Raw genomic sequence first — 17649 nt, forward strand, 5'->3', positions numbered from 1 at the left:
ATTTTGATTATTCAAAAAGTTAAATATTACTTAAACCTTATTATTACCAAGTTTTAGCTGCTATTTTAGCTGTAAAATATTATTTTTAAAATCCATATTAATAACTTAATTTTGCATTCTGTTTAAAATCTATGAATAAGTATTTATACATATTAATATCACTAGTCATTTTAAGTTCTTGTAGTGAGTATCAAAAGGTTTTAAAAGCCTCTGGTGAAGGAGCTACAGCTCAAAAATTTAAAATGGGAGACTCTCTTTATAACGCGGGTAAGTGGGCCAAGGCAAACAGAATTCTTGGGCAGATAGTTCCAGAATATAGAGGTAAGCCACAGGCTCAAAAGCTTATGTATTTATATGCCCAAACATTTTATAAGATGAAAGATTACTATATTTCATCTTATAGATTTGAACAATTTGCAACGAGTTATCCAAAAAGTGAAAAGTTGGAAGAGGCCTCTTTTTTAAGTGCTAAGAGCTACTATATGCTTTCTCCTGTTTATTCAAAAGATCAGAAGGAAACAAAGGAAGCCATTGAGAAAATTCAAGGATTTATCAATCAATTCCCTGAGTCGGAATATTTACCAGAGGCCAATAAATTGGTTCAAGAATTGGATTTCAAATTAGAAAAGAAAGCCTTTAGTATAGCAAAACAATATAGTGATATAGCGCCTGGGTTTACGAGGGATTATACGGCGGCAATAAAGTCTTTTGATAATTTTCTTTATGATTTCCCTGGTTCTAGTTTAAGAGAAGATGCTTTGTTTCAAAGATTAGATGCTGCTTACAAACAAGCTGTTAATAGTATAGAATATAAACGTTCTAGAGCAGAAGGTATTGTTCATATTCGAAAAGAACGTATAGAAGCAACAAAAGAATACAGTAGTTCATTTTTAAAAACTTTTGCAAATTCTAAATACATTGAACAGGTAAATGAAATGAATAGAGTTTTAGAAGAAGAATTAAAAAAATATAGCACAAAAAGTTAAATATATTCACAATGGATTTAAAGAAAATCAATGCTCCTGTTAATACAGTAACTTATGATAGAAATCAAATAGATGAGCCAACAGAGAATATCTATGAGTCAATTTCTATTATTTCTAGAAGAGCGGAGCAAATTAACACAGAGATTAAAAAAGAGCTTATTGATAAGTTAGAAGAGTTTGCTACTTATAACGATAGCTTAGAAGAAATCTTTGAAAATAAAGAACAAATTGAGGTTTCTAAATTTTATGAAAAATTACCTAAACCTCATGCTTTAGCTGTTCAAGAGTGGTTAACAGATAAAATTTACTTCAGAAATACCGAGGAAGATTCTCAGGAATAATTTCTTAAAGTAAAAACTTAAAAGCAAGTAGCTTTTCAGGAGAATTTAGTACATTTAATTTTCTTTTTTGAATCACAAATTTTGGAGCATAACAAAGGTTATAGTTGTGAAATTAAATATAAAAAGAGTTAAACTAAATTTCTGAAAAGCTATTTTTTTATGAGTATTCTAAGCGGCAAAAATATTCTATTGGGCATAAGTGCTGGTATTTCTGCATATAAAACAGCTTCATTAGTAAGGTTATTAATCAAAGCTGGAGCTGAAGTAAAAGTTGTGATGACTCCAAATTCTAAAGAATTTATAACACCTTTAACCTTATCCACCCTTTCAAAAAATCCAGTTCATTATTCTTTCACCAACGAGGAAGATGATAATACCGTATGGAATAATCATGTAGAATTGGGGCTTTGGGCAGACTTGTTTGTTGTTGCTCCTGCAACGGCAAATACATTGTCTAAAATGGCCAATGGTGTTTGTGATAATTTATTATTGGCAACATATTTATCTGCTAAGTGTCCTGTGTATTTTGCGCCGGCAATGGATTTAGATATGTATAAGCATCCAACAACTTTAAAATCATTTGAGAAATTAAAGTCATTTGGAAATACTATGATTCCTGCTACAAGAGGTGAGTTGGCTAGCGGGTTGGTAGGTGAGGGTAGAATGGCAGAACCAGAAGATATTGTTGCTTTTATTGAAAATGATATTATGGAATCGCTACCATTAAAAGGTAAAAAAGTATTAATTACTGCGGGCCCAACTTATGAAGCCATAGATCCAGTTCGTTTTATAGGAAATCATTCCAGTGGTAAGATGGGATTTGAAATAGCCAAAGCTGCTGCTAATTTGGGAGCTTATGTTATTTTGGTAACTGGACCAACCCATCAAAAAATATCAAATAGTTTGGTGCAAGTGATTCCTGTAATTAGTGCTGAAGATATGTATGTTGAAGCTCATAAATATTTCCAAGAATTTGATGTTGCTATTCTTTCGGCAGCAGTAGCTGATTACCGACCTAAAGAAGTGGCTTCTAAGAAAATAAAAAAGAAAGATTCAGCGTTAACTTTAGAGATGGTAAAAACCAAGGATATTTTGGCATCTTTGGGAGCTGTAAAAAAACATCAGTTTTTGGTAGGGTTTGCATTAGAAACTAATAATGAATTAGAAAACGCAAAAGACAAATTAAAAAGAAAGAATTTAAATTTAATTGTTTTAAATTCGTTAAATGATAAAGGTGCTGGCTTTAAAGGAGATACAAATAAAGTAACTTTTATTGATAGAAAAGAAGAAATCACAGAATTTGAATTGAAATCAAAAGCAGAGGTTGCTAAAGATTTATTAAATAAAATTATTGAACAAATACATGCGTAATATTCTAATTGTTTTAACTTTTTTTATTGCTTTCTCAGGTTTTTCACAAGAGTTGAATTGTAATTTGGTTGTAAATGCAAGACAAACAGGAAATGAAAATTTTCCAATATTTAAAACTTTAGAAAAGCAATTAACCGAATTTATCAACAATACAAAGTGGACAGACCAAATACTTAAGCCTCAAGAACGCATAGATTGTAATATGGTTATTAATATTACTAACTACAGCGGTGATGCTTTTCAAGCGTCATTGCAAGTTCAATCGTCTAGACCTGTTTTTGGATCTTCATATAGTACACCTATTTACAATTTTAACGATAAGGATTTTAGCTTTAGGTATTTAGAATTTCAGAATTTGATTTATAATTCATCGCAATTTGAGTCTAATTTGATATCAGTATTGGCCTTTCATGTTTATATGATTTTGGCTTTAGATGCTGATTCATTTGCTGCAAAAGGAGGTGATACTTATTTTAAACAAGCTCAAACCATTACTAATTATTCTCAACAAGGTAATTTTAAAGGTTGGAAGTTAGAAGATGGTTTGCAAAGTAGGTTTGCACTCATAGATAATGTAATGTCTCCTACTTTTAAAGAATATCGACAAATTATAAGTGATTATCACAGACAAGGATTAGATGTTATGAGTGAGAACACTAAAGCAGGCAAAGAAAAAATTGCCATAGCGTTAAAACAGTTTCAGGCAATGAATAGTAGAAGACCTAATTCTTTTTTACAACGCACTTTTTTTGATGCGAAGGCTGATGAGATTGCTCAAATTTTTAGTGGAGGTCCAAACGTAAACATTGCTAGTCTAAAGGAAATACTTCAAAAAGTAGCGCCAATGCATAGTAGCAAATGGCAAAATATTAAGTTTTAAATATTAAAAAGAAGACTTGTTAATTTCATTTTCAATAAAAAATTACGCGTTAATTGACCATCTTCAGGTTGATTTTAATAACGGGTTTTCTATCATCACAGGAGAAACTGGTGCAGGTAAATCTATTTTGTTAGGAGGTTTGTCATTGATTCTGGGCAAACGTGCAGATTTATCAAGTTTAAAAGACACTTCTCAAAAATGTATTATTGAAGCCGTTTTTAATGTGGCCGATTATAAATTAGAAGTACTTTTTGATGCTGAGGATTTTGATTATGAACCCCATACTATTATAAGGAGAGAGATATTACCTTCTGGTAAATCAAGAGCATTTGTTAATGATTCTCCGGTAAACTTAAATAGTTTGCAAAATTTGGGTGAGCGCTTAATTGATATTCATTCGCAACATCAAACCTTGCAACTTACTAATGATGATTTTCAGTTTCAGGTTATTGATGCTTTAGCTAAAAATGTTATTCAATTAAGTAATTATCAAAATGAATTAAAGGTTTATAAATTACTGCAAAAGGAGTTAAATGAGCTTTTAACTTTTCAAGCGGAAGCCATAAAAGAACATGATTATAATTCATTTTTATTGAAAGAATTAGTCGAGGCTAATTTGGTTGATGGCGAGTTGGAAACTTTAGAGGAAGAATACGAAACACTTAATAATATTGAAGGGATTCAAGAAAAACTATCTGAGGCTTATCAGTTATTAAGTGATGAACAAATAGGAGCCTTATCTATATTGGCATCTTTAAAAGGGGTGTTTCAAAGGTTATCTGCCATGTCATCAAAATATGAAAATTTATTCAATAGAGTTAATAGTAGCTTCATAGAAATGGATGATTTGTTTGGAGAGGTTAATGTGCTTCAAGAGAATCTAGATGCAGACCCTAGCAGGCTTGAAACAGTTGACTCTAAACTAAAAACTTTGCATGATTTAATGCAAAAACATGTTGCAGGTAATATTTCAGAATTAATAGAAGTACGAGATAAACTTGAAGATAAAGTATCAGTTACAGAAAGTTTAGATGACACTATTTCTGCAAAACAGAATGTTATTAAAACCCAAACAAAGAAATTAAATACTATAGCAGAATCTATTCATAAAAATAGAGTAGAGGCAATACCTAATTTGAAAAAGCAATTAGAAAGTATTTTAGTTGATTTAGGAATGCCAAATGCTCAGTTTAACATTAAGGTTTTAATAGGCGATAATTTCCTTTCAAACGGAAAAGATGAATTATCATTTTTATTTTCGGCAAACAAGGGCGGTAATTTCAATGAGCTTAAAAAAGCAGCTTCTGGAGGTGAATTGTCAAGAATAATGTTGGCAATAAAATCTATTTTATCAAAATATATTCAGTTACCAACCATTATGTTTGATGAGATTGATACAGGTGTTTCGGGAGAAATATCAAACAAAATGGGGGATATTATGTTGCAAATGAGTAAAACTATGCAAGTGTTTTCAATTACGCATTTACCGCAAATTGCAGCCAAGGGACATTCACATTTTAAAGTATATAAAGAAGATGTAAATGAGGTTACTCAAACTAATTTGGTTAAGTTAAACTATGATGAACGAATTGTAGAAATTGCTCAAATGTTGGGTGGTGTAGAAATGTCATCTTCAGCTATAGCCCATGCTAAAGAATTGCTGAATTAATTAGTATCTTTGACCCCAAAATAAAATAATAACCAATCAACATATAAATCAAATACGTATGTCGCATAATTTATTAAAAGGAAAAAAAGGAATCATTTTTGGAGCTTTAGATTCTAACTCCATTGCCTGGAAAACTGCAGAACGAGTTCATGAAGAAGGTGGTGAGTTTGTATTAACAAATGCACCTGTAGCAATGAGAATGGGGCAGATAAATGAGTTAGCAGAAAAAACAGGTTCTCAAATTATTCCTGCCGATGCTACTTCAGAAGAAGATTTACAGAACTTGGTAGAAAAATCTATGGAGATTTTAGGCGGAAAGATTGATTTCGTTTTACACTCTATAGGAATGTCTATCAATGTTAGAAAAGGAAAATCATATACAGATCAAAACTACTCATGGACACAGAAAGGAACAGATGTTTCTGCTATGTCATTTCACAAAGTAATGCAAACGCTTTATAAAGCAGATGCTATGAATGAATGGGGAAGTATTGTGGCTTTAACATATATGGCTGCACAACGTGTGTTTCCAGATTATAATGACATGGCCGATAATAAAGCCTATTTAGAAAGTATTGCACGTAGCTTTGGTTACTTTTTTGGGCGTGATAAAAACGTACGTGTAAATACTATTTCACAGTCGCCAACACCAACAACAGCGGGTAGCGGTGTAAAAGGATTTGATGGTTTTATAGCATATGCAGATAAAATGTCGCCACTTGGTAACGCTACAGCTCTAGACTGTGCCAACTATACCGTGTCACTGTTTAGTGATTTAACAAAACGTGTTACGTTACAAAACCTTTATAACGATGGCGGATTTAGCAATATGGGTGTAAGTGATGCCGTTATGGATACCTTTATGGGAGAAGAATAATATTTCAAAATATACATTCAAGAGCCACCTCCTATAGGTGGCTTTTTTGTTACATTTGTGTAAATTAAAATGTTTTTTGGGCGTTACCACAGGGGTCGGGCTTTCGGTAGTCGCTTTTTTGTGTTGCATAGGTGCAACAACACAAAAAGTGCTTCAACAAAACCTCAATCCCTAACGCTAAAGCATCAAACTTTAAATTATAATGCAATTACAGTTTTCATTTATAATTCCCGTTTATAATCGTCCGGACGAAATTGAAGAACTTTTGCAAAGTTTTGAGGCGTTAGAGACAAAAACAGGTTATGAAATTGTAATTGTAGAAGATGGCTCTTCAATTTCCTCAAAAGAAATAGTTACTAAGTTTGATGAGAAGCTAAATATCTCATACTTTTTCAAGGAGAATTCAGGCCCAGGAGATTCCAGAAATTTTGGAATGCAACATGCCAAGGGAAATTACTTTATCATTTTAGATAGTGATGTTATTCTGCCAACAAACTATTTGACTGAAGTAGAAAAGAGTTTAGTAGAAAACTATGTTGATTGTTTTGGCGGACCAGATGCGGCACATGAATCGTTTACCAATTTGCAAAAGGCAATTAATTTTTCAATGACTTCCTTTGTAACAACTGGCGGGATAAGAGGTAATAAAAATAGTGTCGATGCCTTTCAACCAAGAAGTTTTAATATGGGTATTTCAAAAAAAGCTTTTGAGGCATCAAAAGGCTTTGGTAGAATTCATCCAGGTGAAGACCCAGATTTATCTATAAGACTATGGAATTTAGGTTTCAAAACCAAATTAATACCTCAAGCTAAGGTATTTCATAAGCGTAGAATTTCTTGGAGTAAGTTTTATATCCAGGTTAATAAGTTTGGGCTGGTTAGGCCTATTTTAAATAAGTGGCATCCATCTACAAAAAAAATAACCTATTGGTTTCCAAGTTTGTTTATAATAGGTTTTGATATATCAATATTGTTAGCAATCTTTGGTGTTAACTGGTTTTTTTATTTATATGTGTTTTATTTTTTATTGGCGTTTGTTGTAGCTCTATTAACTACAGGAAATATTAAAGTAGCTTTTATGGCTTTATGGGCAATTGGTGTACAGTTTATTGGTTATGGTTTTGGTTTCTTGGAATCAACTTGGGCTGTAGGAGTATTAAATAAGGATCCAGAGTCACATTTTCCTAACTTGTTTTTCAAGCAAAAATGATAAAAAAAGTAAAATCTAAAATAGCATCTTCTATTAAGAGTAAACGGATAAATGTTTTTCTGTTATTCTTACTTTTTGCATTTATTATTTTGATTTTCTCAAAACTTTCTAAAGAGTATACCAATACTGTTTCTTTCGAAATTGAAAAGCTAAATGTTCCAGAAGAGCAGGTAATTTTAAATGATTCTACTACGCTAGATATAACTCTAAAAACACACGGTTTTAAATGGCTTAATTATTATTTTGAAAAACCTAAAATTGTTATTGATTTCAATAAAGACGTCACTAAAACAGAGTCTGTTTATATATACAGTAAATCTACTGCTTATTTGAATAACACTCAATTTGACAAACAAGTTGAGCTTTTAAGTAAGTCACCAGACACTTTGGTTTTTAGGTATGATGTAAATTTGGTTAAAAAGGTTCCGGTAAAATTAAATGCAGATATTAAATTCAGTGCTGGTTATAATATCACTAAACCAGTTAGTATAGAGCCCGATTCTGTTGTGGTTATTGGTCCTCATATTTTGGTTTCAGAAATTAATAGTTTAGAAACAGAAAAAGTAGAGTTTATTGATATTAGACAAGATTTACAAGAAAAGGCAAAACTAAAATTACCAAAGCACAGTGCAGATTTAAAGTTTTCAACTTCAACAATAAATTTAAGGGCAACTGTAGAAAAGTTTACAGAAGGCACGTTAAAAGTGCCTATACGCACTATAAATGTACCAGATAGCATTAGTTTAAAATATTTTCCAAAGGAGGTCAATGTGTCTTATTATGTGAGTTTAGATAACTTTAATGCTGTCAAGATTAACGATTTTAGGTTAGTTTGCGATTATGCTAAAGTAAAAGGAAATCAATCCTTTTTGGTTCCAGAATTGATACAGTTTCCAGAAACGATTAAGAACCCTAAAATAAATCAACAACAAATTGAATTTATAATTAGCAAATGATTATTGTAGGGCTTACAGGAGGTATTGGTAGTGGGAAGACCACAGTTGCTAAACAATTTAAAAGTTTAGGTGTACCTGTTTATATAGCTGATGAGGAGGCTAAAAAACTCATGAATAGGTCTAAAGTTATTAAACGAAAACTAATTCGGTTATTTGGTGAAAAGGCCTATGTTAATGATACACTCAACAGACCATTTTTAGCAGACATTATTTTTAATGATACATCGTATTTAGAAAAAATGAATGCCATTGTGCACCCCAAAGTTGCAAAACATTTTGAGCGTTGGGTGTCAAAACAAGAGGCTTCTTATGTTATAAAAGAAGTAGCGATATTATTTGAAAATGGCGGACATAAACAATGCGATTATGTTATTACTGTTGTGGCACCAAAAGAAGTTAGAGTTGAAAGGTTGTTGCTACGAGATAATACTTCCAGAGAAAAGATTGCAGCCATTATGAAAAATCAATGGACAGATGAAGATAAAGTAAAACTATCCGACTTTGTTGTTGAAAATATAGAGCTTCAAGATGTTGAAAATCAGGCCTCTAAAATACACAAAAAACTACTTGAAAAGCTTAAATAATTTAGCGTTTTAACATTTTTGTTAATGTAAGGTTAAAACATAAGTGCCCTAAATGTTAAAATGTTAATTTTGATTAATGAGCAAAAGAATATTTTTCCTACTGGTACTTTTAATGAGTTTATCTTTAATAGGGATAATATTTGTTCAAGCATATTTTATAAAAGATTCTGTTGCTAATGAGAAAAAGCGATTTCATTCAAATGTAATTGCTACCTTATATGATGTATCTAATACGATTGAGGAAGAAGAGGTGTCGTCTTATTATGCTAATGTTCAGAGGTTAAAAGAAGAGTACGGAAAGGTTGATACTACGGCGGTCTCTCAATTATTGATTTATCAGCAAAACAGAGGAACAAAAGAAACTCTTATATACAGAAGTAACGTTTATGAAGAAGATTATAAGCTGTCTTCATCGCTCTTTGACATAGGTTTAGACAGTCTAACTATTCAAAATATTATTGGTAGTTCAAGTACTGAGATTTATAGTAATGTAGAGTTGGAAGATAAAGATTTCGGACAAAGTCCAATATCAAGAATTACCAAAAGCGCTAATATTTCCGAAGCTCAAAAGATTAGTTTTGAAAAAGATTTTAAAGCACTTCAAAAAAGAACTCCGGTTCATAAAAGGGTTGAAAAAGGAACTATAGAAAAGCTATTATCTCAAAAACTTGAAAATAAGAATATTGATATATCCTTTGAATATGCCATTTATAGTAATGATTTAGGAACAAAAGTACAAAGTGATAATTTTGAGTACGATGTGAAATCTACTTTTAAGGTACCAATTTTTCCAGATGAAAATGACCAAACACCCTATAAGCTTTTGGTGAATTTTCCGGATGATAAAAGTTTTATTTTATCATCAATAATAGGAATGATATTACTTTCAATTATTTTCACTTCCGTTATTGTAATTGCTTATTCAAGTGCTTTGTATCAGTTAATTAAACAAAGAAAAATATCTGAAATTAAAACAGATTTCATCAATAATATGACGCATGAATTTAAAACACCTATAGCTACAATTAATTTGGCTTTAGATGCTATTAGAAACCCTGCAATTATTTCAGATGAAGTTAAGGTAAAGCGTTACCTTACCATGATAAAAGAAGAAAATAAACGCATGCATGCGCAGGTAGAAAACGTTTTAAGAATATCTAAGCTAGAAAAGAATGAATTAAACATTAGTAAGGATAGAGTTAAATTACACGACTTAATTGAGGATGCTATAACGCACATTTCGCTTATAGTAGAAGATAGGAAAGGTTATATAAAAACCTTTTTAGATGCAAGCAAATCGTCTGTTTTGGCTAACGAAACCCATTTTACTAATGTTATTGTAAATATATTGGATAATGCCATTAAGTATTCTCCAAATGCCCCAGAAATTGAAGTTTACACAGAAAATGTTGGTACAAACATTATATTAAAAATAAAAGATCATGGTAGCGGAATGAGTAAAGCCGCTGCAAAAAAGGTGTTCGAAAAATTTTATAGAGAACACACAGGTAATATTCATAACGTTAAAGGTCACGGATTAGGCTTAGCCTATGTTAAGCGCATTGTTGATGACCATCAGGGTTATGTATCAGTAGAAAGTGAAAAAGGAAAAGGAAGTACATTTATTATAAAACTTCCCTTAATATCATAAACCATGGAAGAACAGAAAAAACGAATTTTATTAGTAGAAGACGACCCTAACTTTGGTACCGTTCTTAAAGACTATTTAATGATGAATGATTATGAGGTAACTCATGCAAAAAATGGAATGGAAGGCTTTGAGAAATTTAAAAAAGACGATTTCGATTTATGTATTTTAGATGTGATGATGCCTTATAAAGATGGCTTCACACTTGCAAAAGAAATACGTGAAAAGAATACCGATGTGCCTATTATATTTTTAACCGCTAAAACTATGAAAGAAGACGTTTTAAAAGGTTATAAAGTAGGAGCTGACGATTATTTGAATAAGCCATTTGATAGTGAAGTGCTATTAATGAAGATTAAGGCAATCATTCAAAGAAAAGCTACAGAAACAATTTCTGACAGTAAGCAGTTTGAATTTAAAATTGGAAGATTTGATTTAAATTCTAAACTACGTTTCTTACGTTTTAATGGTGGTGATCCTGTAAAACTATCGCCTAAAGAAAATGAGTTATTGCGCTTATTAGCTTTACATGAAAATGATTTAATGCCGCGTGAATTGGCCTTAACAAAGATTTGGAGAGACGACAATTACTTTACTTCCAGAAGTATGGATGTTTATATTGCCAAATTACGCAAGTATTTAAAGCTTGATGAAAAAGTTGAAATACTTAATATTCATGGAGAAGGCTTTAGGTTGGTGATAAACGAATAATAGAATTCGAAATTATATTTAAAATCCAGTTACACCATTATGGTGTAACTGGATTTTTTTATACTTGTGGGTGTTCCCATTAAGAAGCTTGTGAAGAGGTATTTGTTTTATTTTTTCTCAACTGGTTTTTGATCTTCAACCGCCTTATACATCCCTTCAGAAATATATATTTCTGTATCTACAATTTCATCAATATGTTTCTGGAATTCTGGAAAGAATAATTCTCTACGTAACTTCCAGAAAAGCCTAAATCCAGGTTGATCTTTTACCCCAACTGCAGCCTTTGTAATCGATTCTTGTATATGTGAATCTAGGGTTCCTTGTTGATTTAAATAATAACTATTTTGAAAGGTTAAAAATAAACCGTGTAAACTAATAATAACTTGAAATCTTTCTTCTGATGTTAGAGATTCAGGATCTGCCATGAAATTATAAAATAAACTGCTTGATTGTTGATTATTTCCCATTTCTGTATACCATGAAGAAATAGTTGCAACTGTACTTGCAGCTGTTGACGATTTTGTTGCTTTAGTATTTTCAGTAAATTGAATTCCAACAAAAATTAGTGAAATGACAATCGCTATAGCACCCACAATCTCTGTGATAATGCTTATTTTTTGAAGTCCATTTTTCATATGATTATAGACGGTTAAGGGTTATTTATATTAAAATCATTAATTGCAAAAGCTTTTAGAAAAGAGGTTTCATTAATCGAATTGTTTTCTGAAGAGTCATAATCCACTAAAATCTTCCAAACACCATTTTCTTTTCTATGTATAACATGAAATTTACCGTAATAACTCTTTTCTTTTTCGGTATTTGGGTCTATGGTGAGTTTATAAATACCACGTTCCGATGCTTTACCGTTTTTTGCAATGCGTTCTAAAAATCTAAATGAAATAGTCTGCTTTAGTTTTTTTTCTTTCCAACGGTTTTCATAACCTTTAATATAGGCGGTTTTACCTTTAACACTTTTGGAATCACCACCAACACGCACCAAATTTGCGCTATGTAAATCACTAAATAATTGGTAGTCTAAATTTTCAAAAGCTTTAGTGAAGTTGGCCCAAATCTGGGTATTGATGTCTTTTAGGTCTTCACCTTGCGAAAATGCAGAAACAGACAATCCTAGAAATAAAACTGAAAAGAAAATAGTTTTCATATCAATGTTTTAAAAACAAAAGATATGAAATATTCTAAATACGCTCAGACAACCAATTCTTAAATTCGTAAAAATTTTGAGGAGCTACACCATGACCCACAGGAAATTCCGAATAGTGGTGTTTAATATTTAAACTTTTAAGAAAGTTAGGTGTCTGTCTAGCCCAATCAACTGGAATTACTTGATCTACACTACCATGAGAGCAATAAAAATCTAAATTAGAATAATCTTGAGTTTCTAATTCTTCAGGTAAAATATCATGATAAACATAACCACTTAAAGCTACAATGTTTTTAACCTTTTCAGGATAGTTTAGAGCTACTGCATAACTTAAAATTGTACCCTGACTAAAACCTAAAAGGGTGACATTATCTTTATTTACCGGGTAATGAGCAACAGCTTCATCAATAAATTGAGCAATTAAATCTCTAGATGATTCAGCTTGTTCTTTATCATTCCATTTACCACGTTCAGCATCAAAATTAATGGTGTACCAAGCATTGCCGTAAGGTGCCATAGGGTATGGTGCTTTCACCGAAATAATAAATAACTCTTCTGGTAACTCAGTAGCAAAAGAGAACAAATCGTTTTCATCACTACCATAACCATGCATCATAATTAATAATGGTGCATTTTCAGATAGATTAGATGGTCTTGTAAGGTGGTGTAAAGAAAGGGAAGTACTCATAGTTTATTGACCCAGATTAGCAAATATTTTTTGATATAATTCACCAACAAGGGGAACTTTTTGAGTTTTTCCAGAAATTGCTGAAGAAAACCCATAAATAAAAAGAACCGCAAAAAACAAATAGAAACCTGAAGTAACATACCAGCTGTCAAAGCTTCCTATAATGTAACCAAGTGCCCAAAATGTTAGCCATAATCCTAACGACTGCCTTATATGAAAGCTTGCAAATGAACTTTTTTTAGTAGGTTCATTATTGAGAAAATAAGCTATAATTACTCCAAAAATGGTTATATAGCTAATAATGGCGTTTTTCTTTCCACGCTCAATATCTTGTTGGTTCATTACTATTTATTTAATGAGATTTTATTATTTGAAATAATACCGTAAACGTTTCCTTTTAAATCAGAACCTTCAAAAATGCTATTTTTTGATTTAGATTTTATATCACCTTTATTAAAAGTGTATTTGCTTTCCGGATTAAAAAGCGTGATGTTAGCTGCGTTTCCAATATTTAGAGGAGATTGCTCTATACCAAAACGTTGTTTTCCTTTAGTAAGAACATCAATGGTCTTTTTTGTTGTAAAAACTGTTTGTAAAGCCCCAAAAGCACTTTCTAAACCAATGGTTCCATAATTGGCATGGTCAAATTCCACTTTCTTTTCTTCAATGTCAATAGGGGTATGGTCGCTGGTAACCATGTCTATTGTTCCATCTTTTACACCGTTAATTAGTGCATCTATATCTGATTGAGTTCTTAAAGGAGGTAAGACTTTCAAATTAGAGTCAAAGCTTGTTAAAGTCTCATCTGTAAAGCATAAATTATGAACAGCTACACTACAGGTTATATCTAACTTTTTCTTTTTAGCTTCTCTTATTAAGTCAACCGTTTTTGCTGTTGAAATAGTTGGAATGTGTAATTTGCCTCCTGTATATTCAAGTAAAAACAAATCTCTGGCAACTTGTAACTCTTCTGCTAATGCAGGAATTCCTTTTAAACCTAATCTGGTGCTTGTAATATTCTCATTCATAACACCTAAACCAGAAATCTTATTTTCTTGTGGAAAAGACAGTACTAATCCGTCAAAATTGCTTGCGTATTGCAAAGCTATTTTCATAAGGTTTGGGTTAGATATAGGTTTTTTATAATCGTAGAAAGCAACTGCTCCTGCTGTATTCATATCAAAAAGTTCAGCAAGGTCAACACCTTTACTACCTACCGTTAAGGCACCAATAGGGAGTACGGTAACAGCATTTTTATCGCCTTTTGATTTTACAAATGTGATATCTGAATTGGTGTCTAATATTGGATTGGTATTTGGGTTTAAAGCAATAGAGGTAAACCCAGATGAAGCAGCAGTTTTAAGTCCGTTTTTAATGGTTTCACGTTCTTCAAAACCAGGCTCTCCAAAACTTACACTGCTATCAAACCACCCTTGTGAAATGTGTAAGTTCTCAAGTTTTATTTCTTGGTAATCATTGGTGTTTTTTAAGGTCTTTCCAACCTTTGTAATCTTGCCATTTTCAATTAATACATCTTGAGTCAAATTATGAAATTCACTTTTAGGATCTATTATGGTAGCAGATTTTATAAGTACGTTCATTTAAAATATTTTAAGATGAGCATTTCAACAATTAACATTACCAATGCAAAAATAACAAACCATTTCCATAGGGCATTAACTTTTGCATCACTTTTTAAAGTATTAAAGACATCAACAATTGAATTGCTTATTGTTACATTTTCTAAGTTAGAAAGGTCTTGATAAACCAAATTACTTTCGCTTCTATCATAATTATAACTTACACTTTTTATAGTTTCATTTTTATTTTGAACATTATAGATGTTAGCTATATTTGGTGTTTCTGAAGTATTTATAGCAACTTTATTATTAAAGTACTTTTGCCTAGGAATCACACTAATTCCATTATTTACTAAAGAGAGAATATCATCCTGTTGTAATTGAGTTTCTACTTCAAAAGCATTGTCTTTTCCAATAGTATAGTAAAGCTCAGGGGGTTTAAAACTTTGTTTTCCAATGTTATAAAAGGTTGGAACAATAACATTCCAGTTTTTAAAATTGGTGTTGTTTTTATTTAATGCTGATGTGAATACAAAAGCATTCTTGTTTTGATACAAAAAAGGTTTACCATCTTCAAAACTTAGTGCAGCTGAAAAATTATTTGTTGCTACTTCATAAAAGCTATTTACTTTTGGATATTGAAAATTTGAAACTTGTTTTTCGAAAACACCGTTCTTGTATAATGGGTGAGAATAGTTGATAGTAGTTACCCTTTTTTCTGAAGATAATAATCCACCAAGCCTTGAGTTATAGTGTGACAAAATCAAGTTATAAGATGGTGTATTGATGTTTTCTGAAGGTATGATAATTATAAAACCTCCCTGGGTTGTGAAATGATTTAGAGCTGAAACTAGAGCGTTGGGGATATTGTCTAATTCATTCAAAATCACAAGGTGTTGTTGGTCTATAATATTATAATTCAAGTTAGGCAACGAAGTGGAAACAAGATTGAATTCATTATCAGTATAAATGCGCTTTAGATAGGAATCGTTATTTCCATTTACTGTTAATACTTTCACTTTTGGCTTATTGCTTATGTTGAAAAATAGACTGTTATCAAACCTAAGATTCACATCATCTATTGTTATTTTACCATTTATAATTTCATTTGTTGGCAATGAAAAATTAGTTTCTGCAACTTGATTAATATTTACAGTGGTTTTAGCAATAAGATTTTCGCCGTTAAATAATGATACCGGTAAATTTTCAATGGTTCTGCCACTATTTTTTAAAATGACTTTTAGTTGGATGTTAGCCGGTGTAGACTCAGAGATGTAAGCACTATCAATTGAAACGTTGTTATTATTTATAGGTTGCAACCTTACTAAATTTATATGGGTGAGAGAATCTATTTCAGGATTGAAATTAGTGTGATTTTGTTGGAAATCTGAAATTAGAACTACGTTTTTTAATGTATGCTTTTTATTACTAAAAAGTGTTTTACTTTTTAAGAAGACAGACTCTAAACTTAATTGATTGGACGAATAATCAAGTTGAAGCAAATCGTTTTTTATGGTTTTAATTTCGGTGTTTTTAAAAAGGTTATTATTGGTTATTACCGAAATGTTTTCCTCTTCCGGGATGTTACCCACCAAATCTTGTACGGCACGTTTTAGCAGCTCGCCTTGACTTCCCTTAGCCTGCAAACTAAATGAGTTGTCAATATAAATAACAGTTTCTTTTTCAGACTTAAAGGAATTATATTTTGAAATAAATGGTTGTGCAAAAGCCAAAACAAGAGTTGTTAAAAGCAATAACCTTGAACAAAGGATTAACCACTTTTTAATTTGTGAACTTTTTCTGGAATTTTGCTTAACTTCTTTTAAAAATGCAACATTGGTAAAGGATTCTTTTTTGAAACGTCTTAGTTGAAAAAGATGAACAATAATAGGGATGAGCAGTAAGAATAAAGCGTAAAGAATTTCGGGGTGTTTAAACTGCATTCCTTTTTAGATTAATCAAAATTAAGCAAATTTTTCAACAAAAGAATATATAATCTTTTATGGGTTCTAAATTAAGTTTAGCCAAGTACTTCCTTATTTGTTTTTGAGCATCTTTATTAGCCACTGTTATAAGACTTTGTGAATTTTTGATAGTTGCTAAGGATTCAAAATTTAAAAGCTCTTTCCCGTAAATGTCTCTACCTATTTTATTAGGGTTATCGCAGATCCATTCAAAAGAAATTTCATGCTCTAAAAAAAGTTTGGCCATAAGTTTTCCCTTGGTTCCTGCACCCCAAATCACAGGTGTTTTGTCTTCATTGTAATCAATAACTAAATAATGATTTACTTTCAAAGTTGTAAAATGATTTTGAGCATAATGAATGTGCGTTCTTGAAGTTCTGGTGCTATAATCTCGCCATTTGTGAATAACCTTATCACAAGGAATACATTTAAACCCATGTTTGTAAAACCTAAAAGTTAAGTCGTAATCTTCCGGGTATATACTTGGATTAAAAGCACCACAGGCAATCAAATCGTCTCTGTGTAACATCCAACAAGGTGATGGTATTACACATTCCTTATATATTTCGTTGTAATTATTACCAGTTTCTGTTAAATTATTTAACCATGTTTCATAACTCTTATAACCTTCACCAACTCCGTGTTCACTAAAATATTCTACCAATCCAACAGCAACATGTAGCTTTCCAAATTGTAATAAGCTATTAGCTAATATTTCTAATTTATTTGGAAGCATGATGTCATCACTATCCATTCGTGTGATATAATTTCCGGAGCTATTTTTAAAAGCTAATTGTAGGGCAGAAATTATACCTTCCCTATCATTTTTAAATAATTTAATGCGGTTATCTTTTTCTGAATACTTTTTAACAAGCGAATAACTGTCGTCATTAGAATGATCATCAATGATTAGTAATTCCCAATTGGTGTAGCTTTGATTTAAAATTGAATCTAAGCATTCAACCAAATAATTAGCGGTGTTTTTAAATGGGGTTAGAATGCTTATTAAAGGTTTTTGCATG

At 31.3% G+C, this 17649-nt stretch carries 18 protein-coding genes; 11 read left to right on the top strand and 7 right to left on the bottom strand.

Translation table 11 applies throughout. The features are described from left to right. Nucleotides 1–131 precede the first annotated feature (131 nt). The 11 genes from FUA22_RS05785 to FUA22_RS05835 all read left to right on the top strand — a co-directional run bounded on the left by FUA22_RS05785 (nt 132) and on the right by FUA22_RS05835 (nt 11233). Nucleotides 132–986, top strand: a complete 855-nt coding sequence (locus FUA22_RS05785) for an outer membrane protein assembly factor BamD (protein ID WP_147766953.1) — start codon at nt 132–134, stop codon at nt 984–986. A gap of 11 nt (nt 987–997) precedes the next feature. After that, complete coding sequence (locus tag FUA22_RS05790; protein WP_147766954.1) at nt 998–1327, top strand: DNA-directed RNA polymerase subunit omega; 330 nt, start codon at nt 998–1000, stop codon at nt 1325–1327. Between the two features lie 159 nt (nt 1328–1486). Further along, the gene (gene coaBC, locus FUA22_RS05795; RefSeq protein WP_147766955.1) at nt 1487–2698 is read left to right on the top strand and encodes a bifunctional phosphopantothenoylcysteine decarboxylase/phosphopantothenate--cysteine ligase CoaBC; all 1212 of its coding nucleotides are present in this window, start codon (nt 1487–1489) and stop codon (nt 2696–2698) included. Beyond that, nucleotides 2691–3578 carry a type IX secretion system protein PorD gene (gene porD, locus FUA22_RS05800; RefSeq protein WP_147766956.1) on the top strand — a complete coding sequence of 296 codons (888 nt, stop codon included), beginning with the start codon at nt 2691–2693 and terminating at the stop codon, nt 3576–3578. Before coaBC ends, porD begins: the two co-directional genes overlap by 8 nt. 16 nt (nt 3579–3594) lie before the next feature. After that, a complete protein-coding gene (gene recN / locus FUA22_RS05805) occupies nt 3595–5247 on the top strand; it encodes a DNA repair protein RecN (RefSeq protein WP_147766957.1) in 1653 nt (550 codons plus the stop codon). A 58-nt stretch (nt 5248–5305) separates the two neighbouring features. Next, entirely contained in the window at nt 5306–6124 is an 819-nt protein-coding gene (locus tag FUA22_RS05810) for an enoyl-ACP reductase FabI (RefSeq protein WP_147766958.1), read from the top strand. A gap of 202 nt (nt 6125–6326) precedes the next feature. Continuing rightward, the gene (locus FUA22_RS05815; RefSeq protein WP_147766959.1) at nt 6327–7334 is read left to right on the top strand and encodes a glycosyltransferase; all 1008 of its coding nucleotides are present in this window, start codon (nt 6327–6329) and stop codon (nt 7332–7334) included. Continuing rightward, complete coding sequence (locus FUA22_RS05820; RefSeq protein WP_241664764.1) at nt 7331–8290, top strand: YbbR-like domain-containing protein; 960 nt, start codon at nt 7331–7333, stop codon at nt 8288–8290. Before FUA22_RS05815 ends, FUA22_RS05820 begins: the two co-directional genes overlap by 4 nt. Then, nucleotides 8287–8874, top strand: a complete 588-nt coding sequence (gene coaE / locus FUA22_RS05825; protein WP_147766960.1) for a dephospho-CoA kinase — start codon at nt 8287–8289, stop codon at nt 8872–8874. The genes FUA22_RS05820 and coaE overlap by 4 nt, the downstream gene beginning before the upstream one ends. Nucleotides 8875–8950: 76 nt before the next feature. Further along, nucleotides 8951–10525: a sensor histidine kinase gene (locus tag FUA22_RS05830; protein WP_170309849.1), complete on the top strand. Its 1575-nt coding sequence runs from the start codon at nt 8951–8953 to the stop codon at nt 10523–10525. Between the two features lie 3 nt (nt 10526–10528). After that, on the top strand, nt 10529–11233 hold the full coding sequence (locus FUA22_RS05835) for a response regulator transcription factor (RefSeq protein ID WP_147766961.1): 705 nt from the start codon (nt 10529–10531) through the stop codon (nt 11231–11233). 107 nt (nt 11234–11340) lie between these two features. On the opposite strand, the gene FUA22_RS05840 is transcribed toward FUA22_RS05835, so the two are convergent. Genes FUA22_RS05840 through FUA22_RS05870 form a run of 7 tightly spaced genes read right to left on the bottom strand, consistent with a single transcriptional unit; the run spans nt 11341 to nt 17648 of the window. Continuing rightward, the gene (locus FUA22_RS05840; protein ID WP_147766962.1) at nt 11341–11868 is read right to left on the bottom strand and encodes a hypothetical protein; all 528 of its coding nucleotides are present in this window, start codon (nt 11866–11868) and stop codon (nt 11341–11343) included. Between the two features lie 14 nt (nt 11869–11882). After that, on the bottom strand, nt 11883–12395 hold the full coding sequence (locus FUA22_RS05845) for a YybH family protein (protein ID WP_147766963.1): 513 nt from the start codon (nt 12393–12395) through the stop codon (nt 11883–11885). A gap of 34 nt (nt 12396–12429) precedes the next feature. Further along, nucleotides 12430–13083 carry an alpha/beta hydrolase gene (locus FUA22_RS05850; RefSeq protein ID WP_147766964.1) on the bottom strand — a complete coding sequence of 218 codons (654 nt, stop codon included), beginning with the start codon at nt 13081–13083 and terminating at the stop codon, nt 12430–12432. Between the two features lie 3 nt (nt 13084–13086). After that, a complete protein-coding gene (locus FUA22_RS05855; RefSeq protein ID WP_147766965.1) occupies nt 13087–13425 on the bottom strand; it encodes a hypothetical protein in 339 nt (112 codons plus the stop codon). A 2-nt stretch (nt 13426–13427) separates the two neighbouring features. Beyond that, a complete protein-coding gene (locus FUA22_RS05860) occupies nt 13428–14684 on the bottom strand; it encodes a dihydroorotase (RefSeq protein WP_147766966.1) in 1257 nt (418 codons plus the stop codon). After that, nucleotides 14681–16606, bottom strand: coding sequence for a BatA domain-containing protein (locus tag FUA22_RS05865; RefSeq protein ID WP_147766967.1), 1926 nt, complete (start codon nt 16604–16606; stop codon nt 14681–14683). The genes FUA22_RS05860 and FUA22_RS05865 overlap by 4 nt, the downstream gene beginning before the upstream one ends. A 34-nt stretch (nt 16607–16640) precedes the next feature. Beyond that, a complete protein-coding gene (locus FUA22_RS05870; protein WP_147766968.1) occupies nt 16641–17648 on the bottom strand; it encodes a glycosyltransferase family 2 protein in 1008 nt (335 codons plus the stop codon). Nucleotide 17649 lies beyond the last annotated feature (1 nt).

Origin of the sequence: Seonamhaeicola maritimus (genome assembly GCF_008056315.1) — a bacterium.
Classification (GTDB): Bacteria; Bacteroidota; Bacteroidia; order Flavobacteriales; family Flavobacteriaceae; genus Seonamhaeicola; species Seonamhaeicola maritimus.

Coding starts and splice junctions, on each gene's coding strand:
- FUA22_RS05785 (WP_147766953.1), top strand. CDS start 132: ATGAATAAGTATTTATACATATTAATATCACTAGTCATTTTAAGTTCT.
- FUA22_RS05790 (WP_147766954.1), top strand. CDS start 998: ATGGATTTAAAGAAAATCAATGCTCCTGTTAATACAGTAACTTATGAT.
- coaBC (WP_147766955.1), top strand. CDS start 1,487: ATGAGTATTCTAAGCGGCAAAAATATTCTATTGGGCATAAGTGCTGGT.
- porD (WP_147766956.1), top strand. CDS start 2,691: ATGCGTAATATTCTAATTGTTTTAACTTTTTTTATTGCTTTCTCAGGT.
- FUA22_RS05810 (WP_147766958.1), top strand. CDS start 5,306: ATGTCGCATAATTTATTAAAAGGAAAAAAAGGAATCATTTTTGGAGCT.
- FUA22_RS05815 (WP_147766959.1), top strand. CDS start 6,327: ATGCAATTACAGTTTTCATTTATAATTCCCGTTTATAATCGTCCGGAC.
- FUA22_RS05820 (WP_241664764.1), top strand. CDS start 7,331: ATGATAAAAAAAGTAAAATCTAAAATAGCATCTTCTATTAAGAGTAAA.
- coaE (WP_147766960.1), top strand. CDS start 8,287: ATGATTATTGTAGGGCTTACAGGAGGTATTGGTAGTGGGAAGACCACA.
- FUA22_RS05830 (WP_170309849.1), top strand. CDS start 8,951: ATGAGCAAAAGAATATTTTTCCTACTGGTACTTTTAATGAGTTTATCT.
- FUA22_RS05835 (WP_147766961.1), top strand. CDS start 10,529: ATGGAAGAACAGAAAAAACGAATTTTATTAGTAGAAGACGACCCTAAC.
- FUA22_RS05840 (WP_147766962.1), bottom strand. CDS start 11,868: ATGAAAAATGGACTTCAAAAAATAAGCATTATCACAGAGATTGTGGGT.
- FUA22_RS05845 (WP_147766963.1), bottom strand. CDS start 12,395: ATGAAAACTATTTTCTTTTCAGTTTTATTTCTAGGATTGTCTGTTTCT.
- FUA22_RS05850 (WP_147766964.1), bottom strand. CDS start 13,083: ATGAGTACTTCCCTTTCTTTACACCACCTTACAAGACCATCTAATCTA.
- FUA22_RS05855 (WP_147766965.1), bottom strand. CDS start 13,425: ATGAACCAACAAGATATTGAGCGTGGAAAGAAAAACGCCATTATTAGC.
- FUA22_RS05860 (WP_147766966.1), bottom strand. CDS start 14,684: ATGAACGTACTTATAAAATCTGCTACCATAATAGATCCTAAAAGTGAA.
- FUA22_RS05865 (WP_147766967.1), bottom strand. CDS start 16,606: ATGCAGTTTAAACACCCCGAAATTCTTTACGCTTTATTCTTACTGCTC.
- FUA22_RS05870 (WP_147766968.1), bottom strand. CDS start 17,648: ATGCAAAAACCTTTAATAAGCATTCTAACCCCATTTAAAAACACCGCT.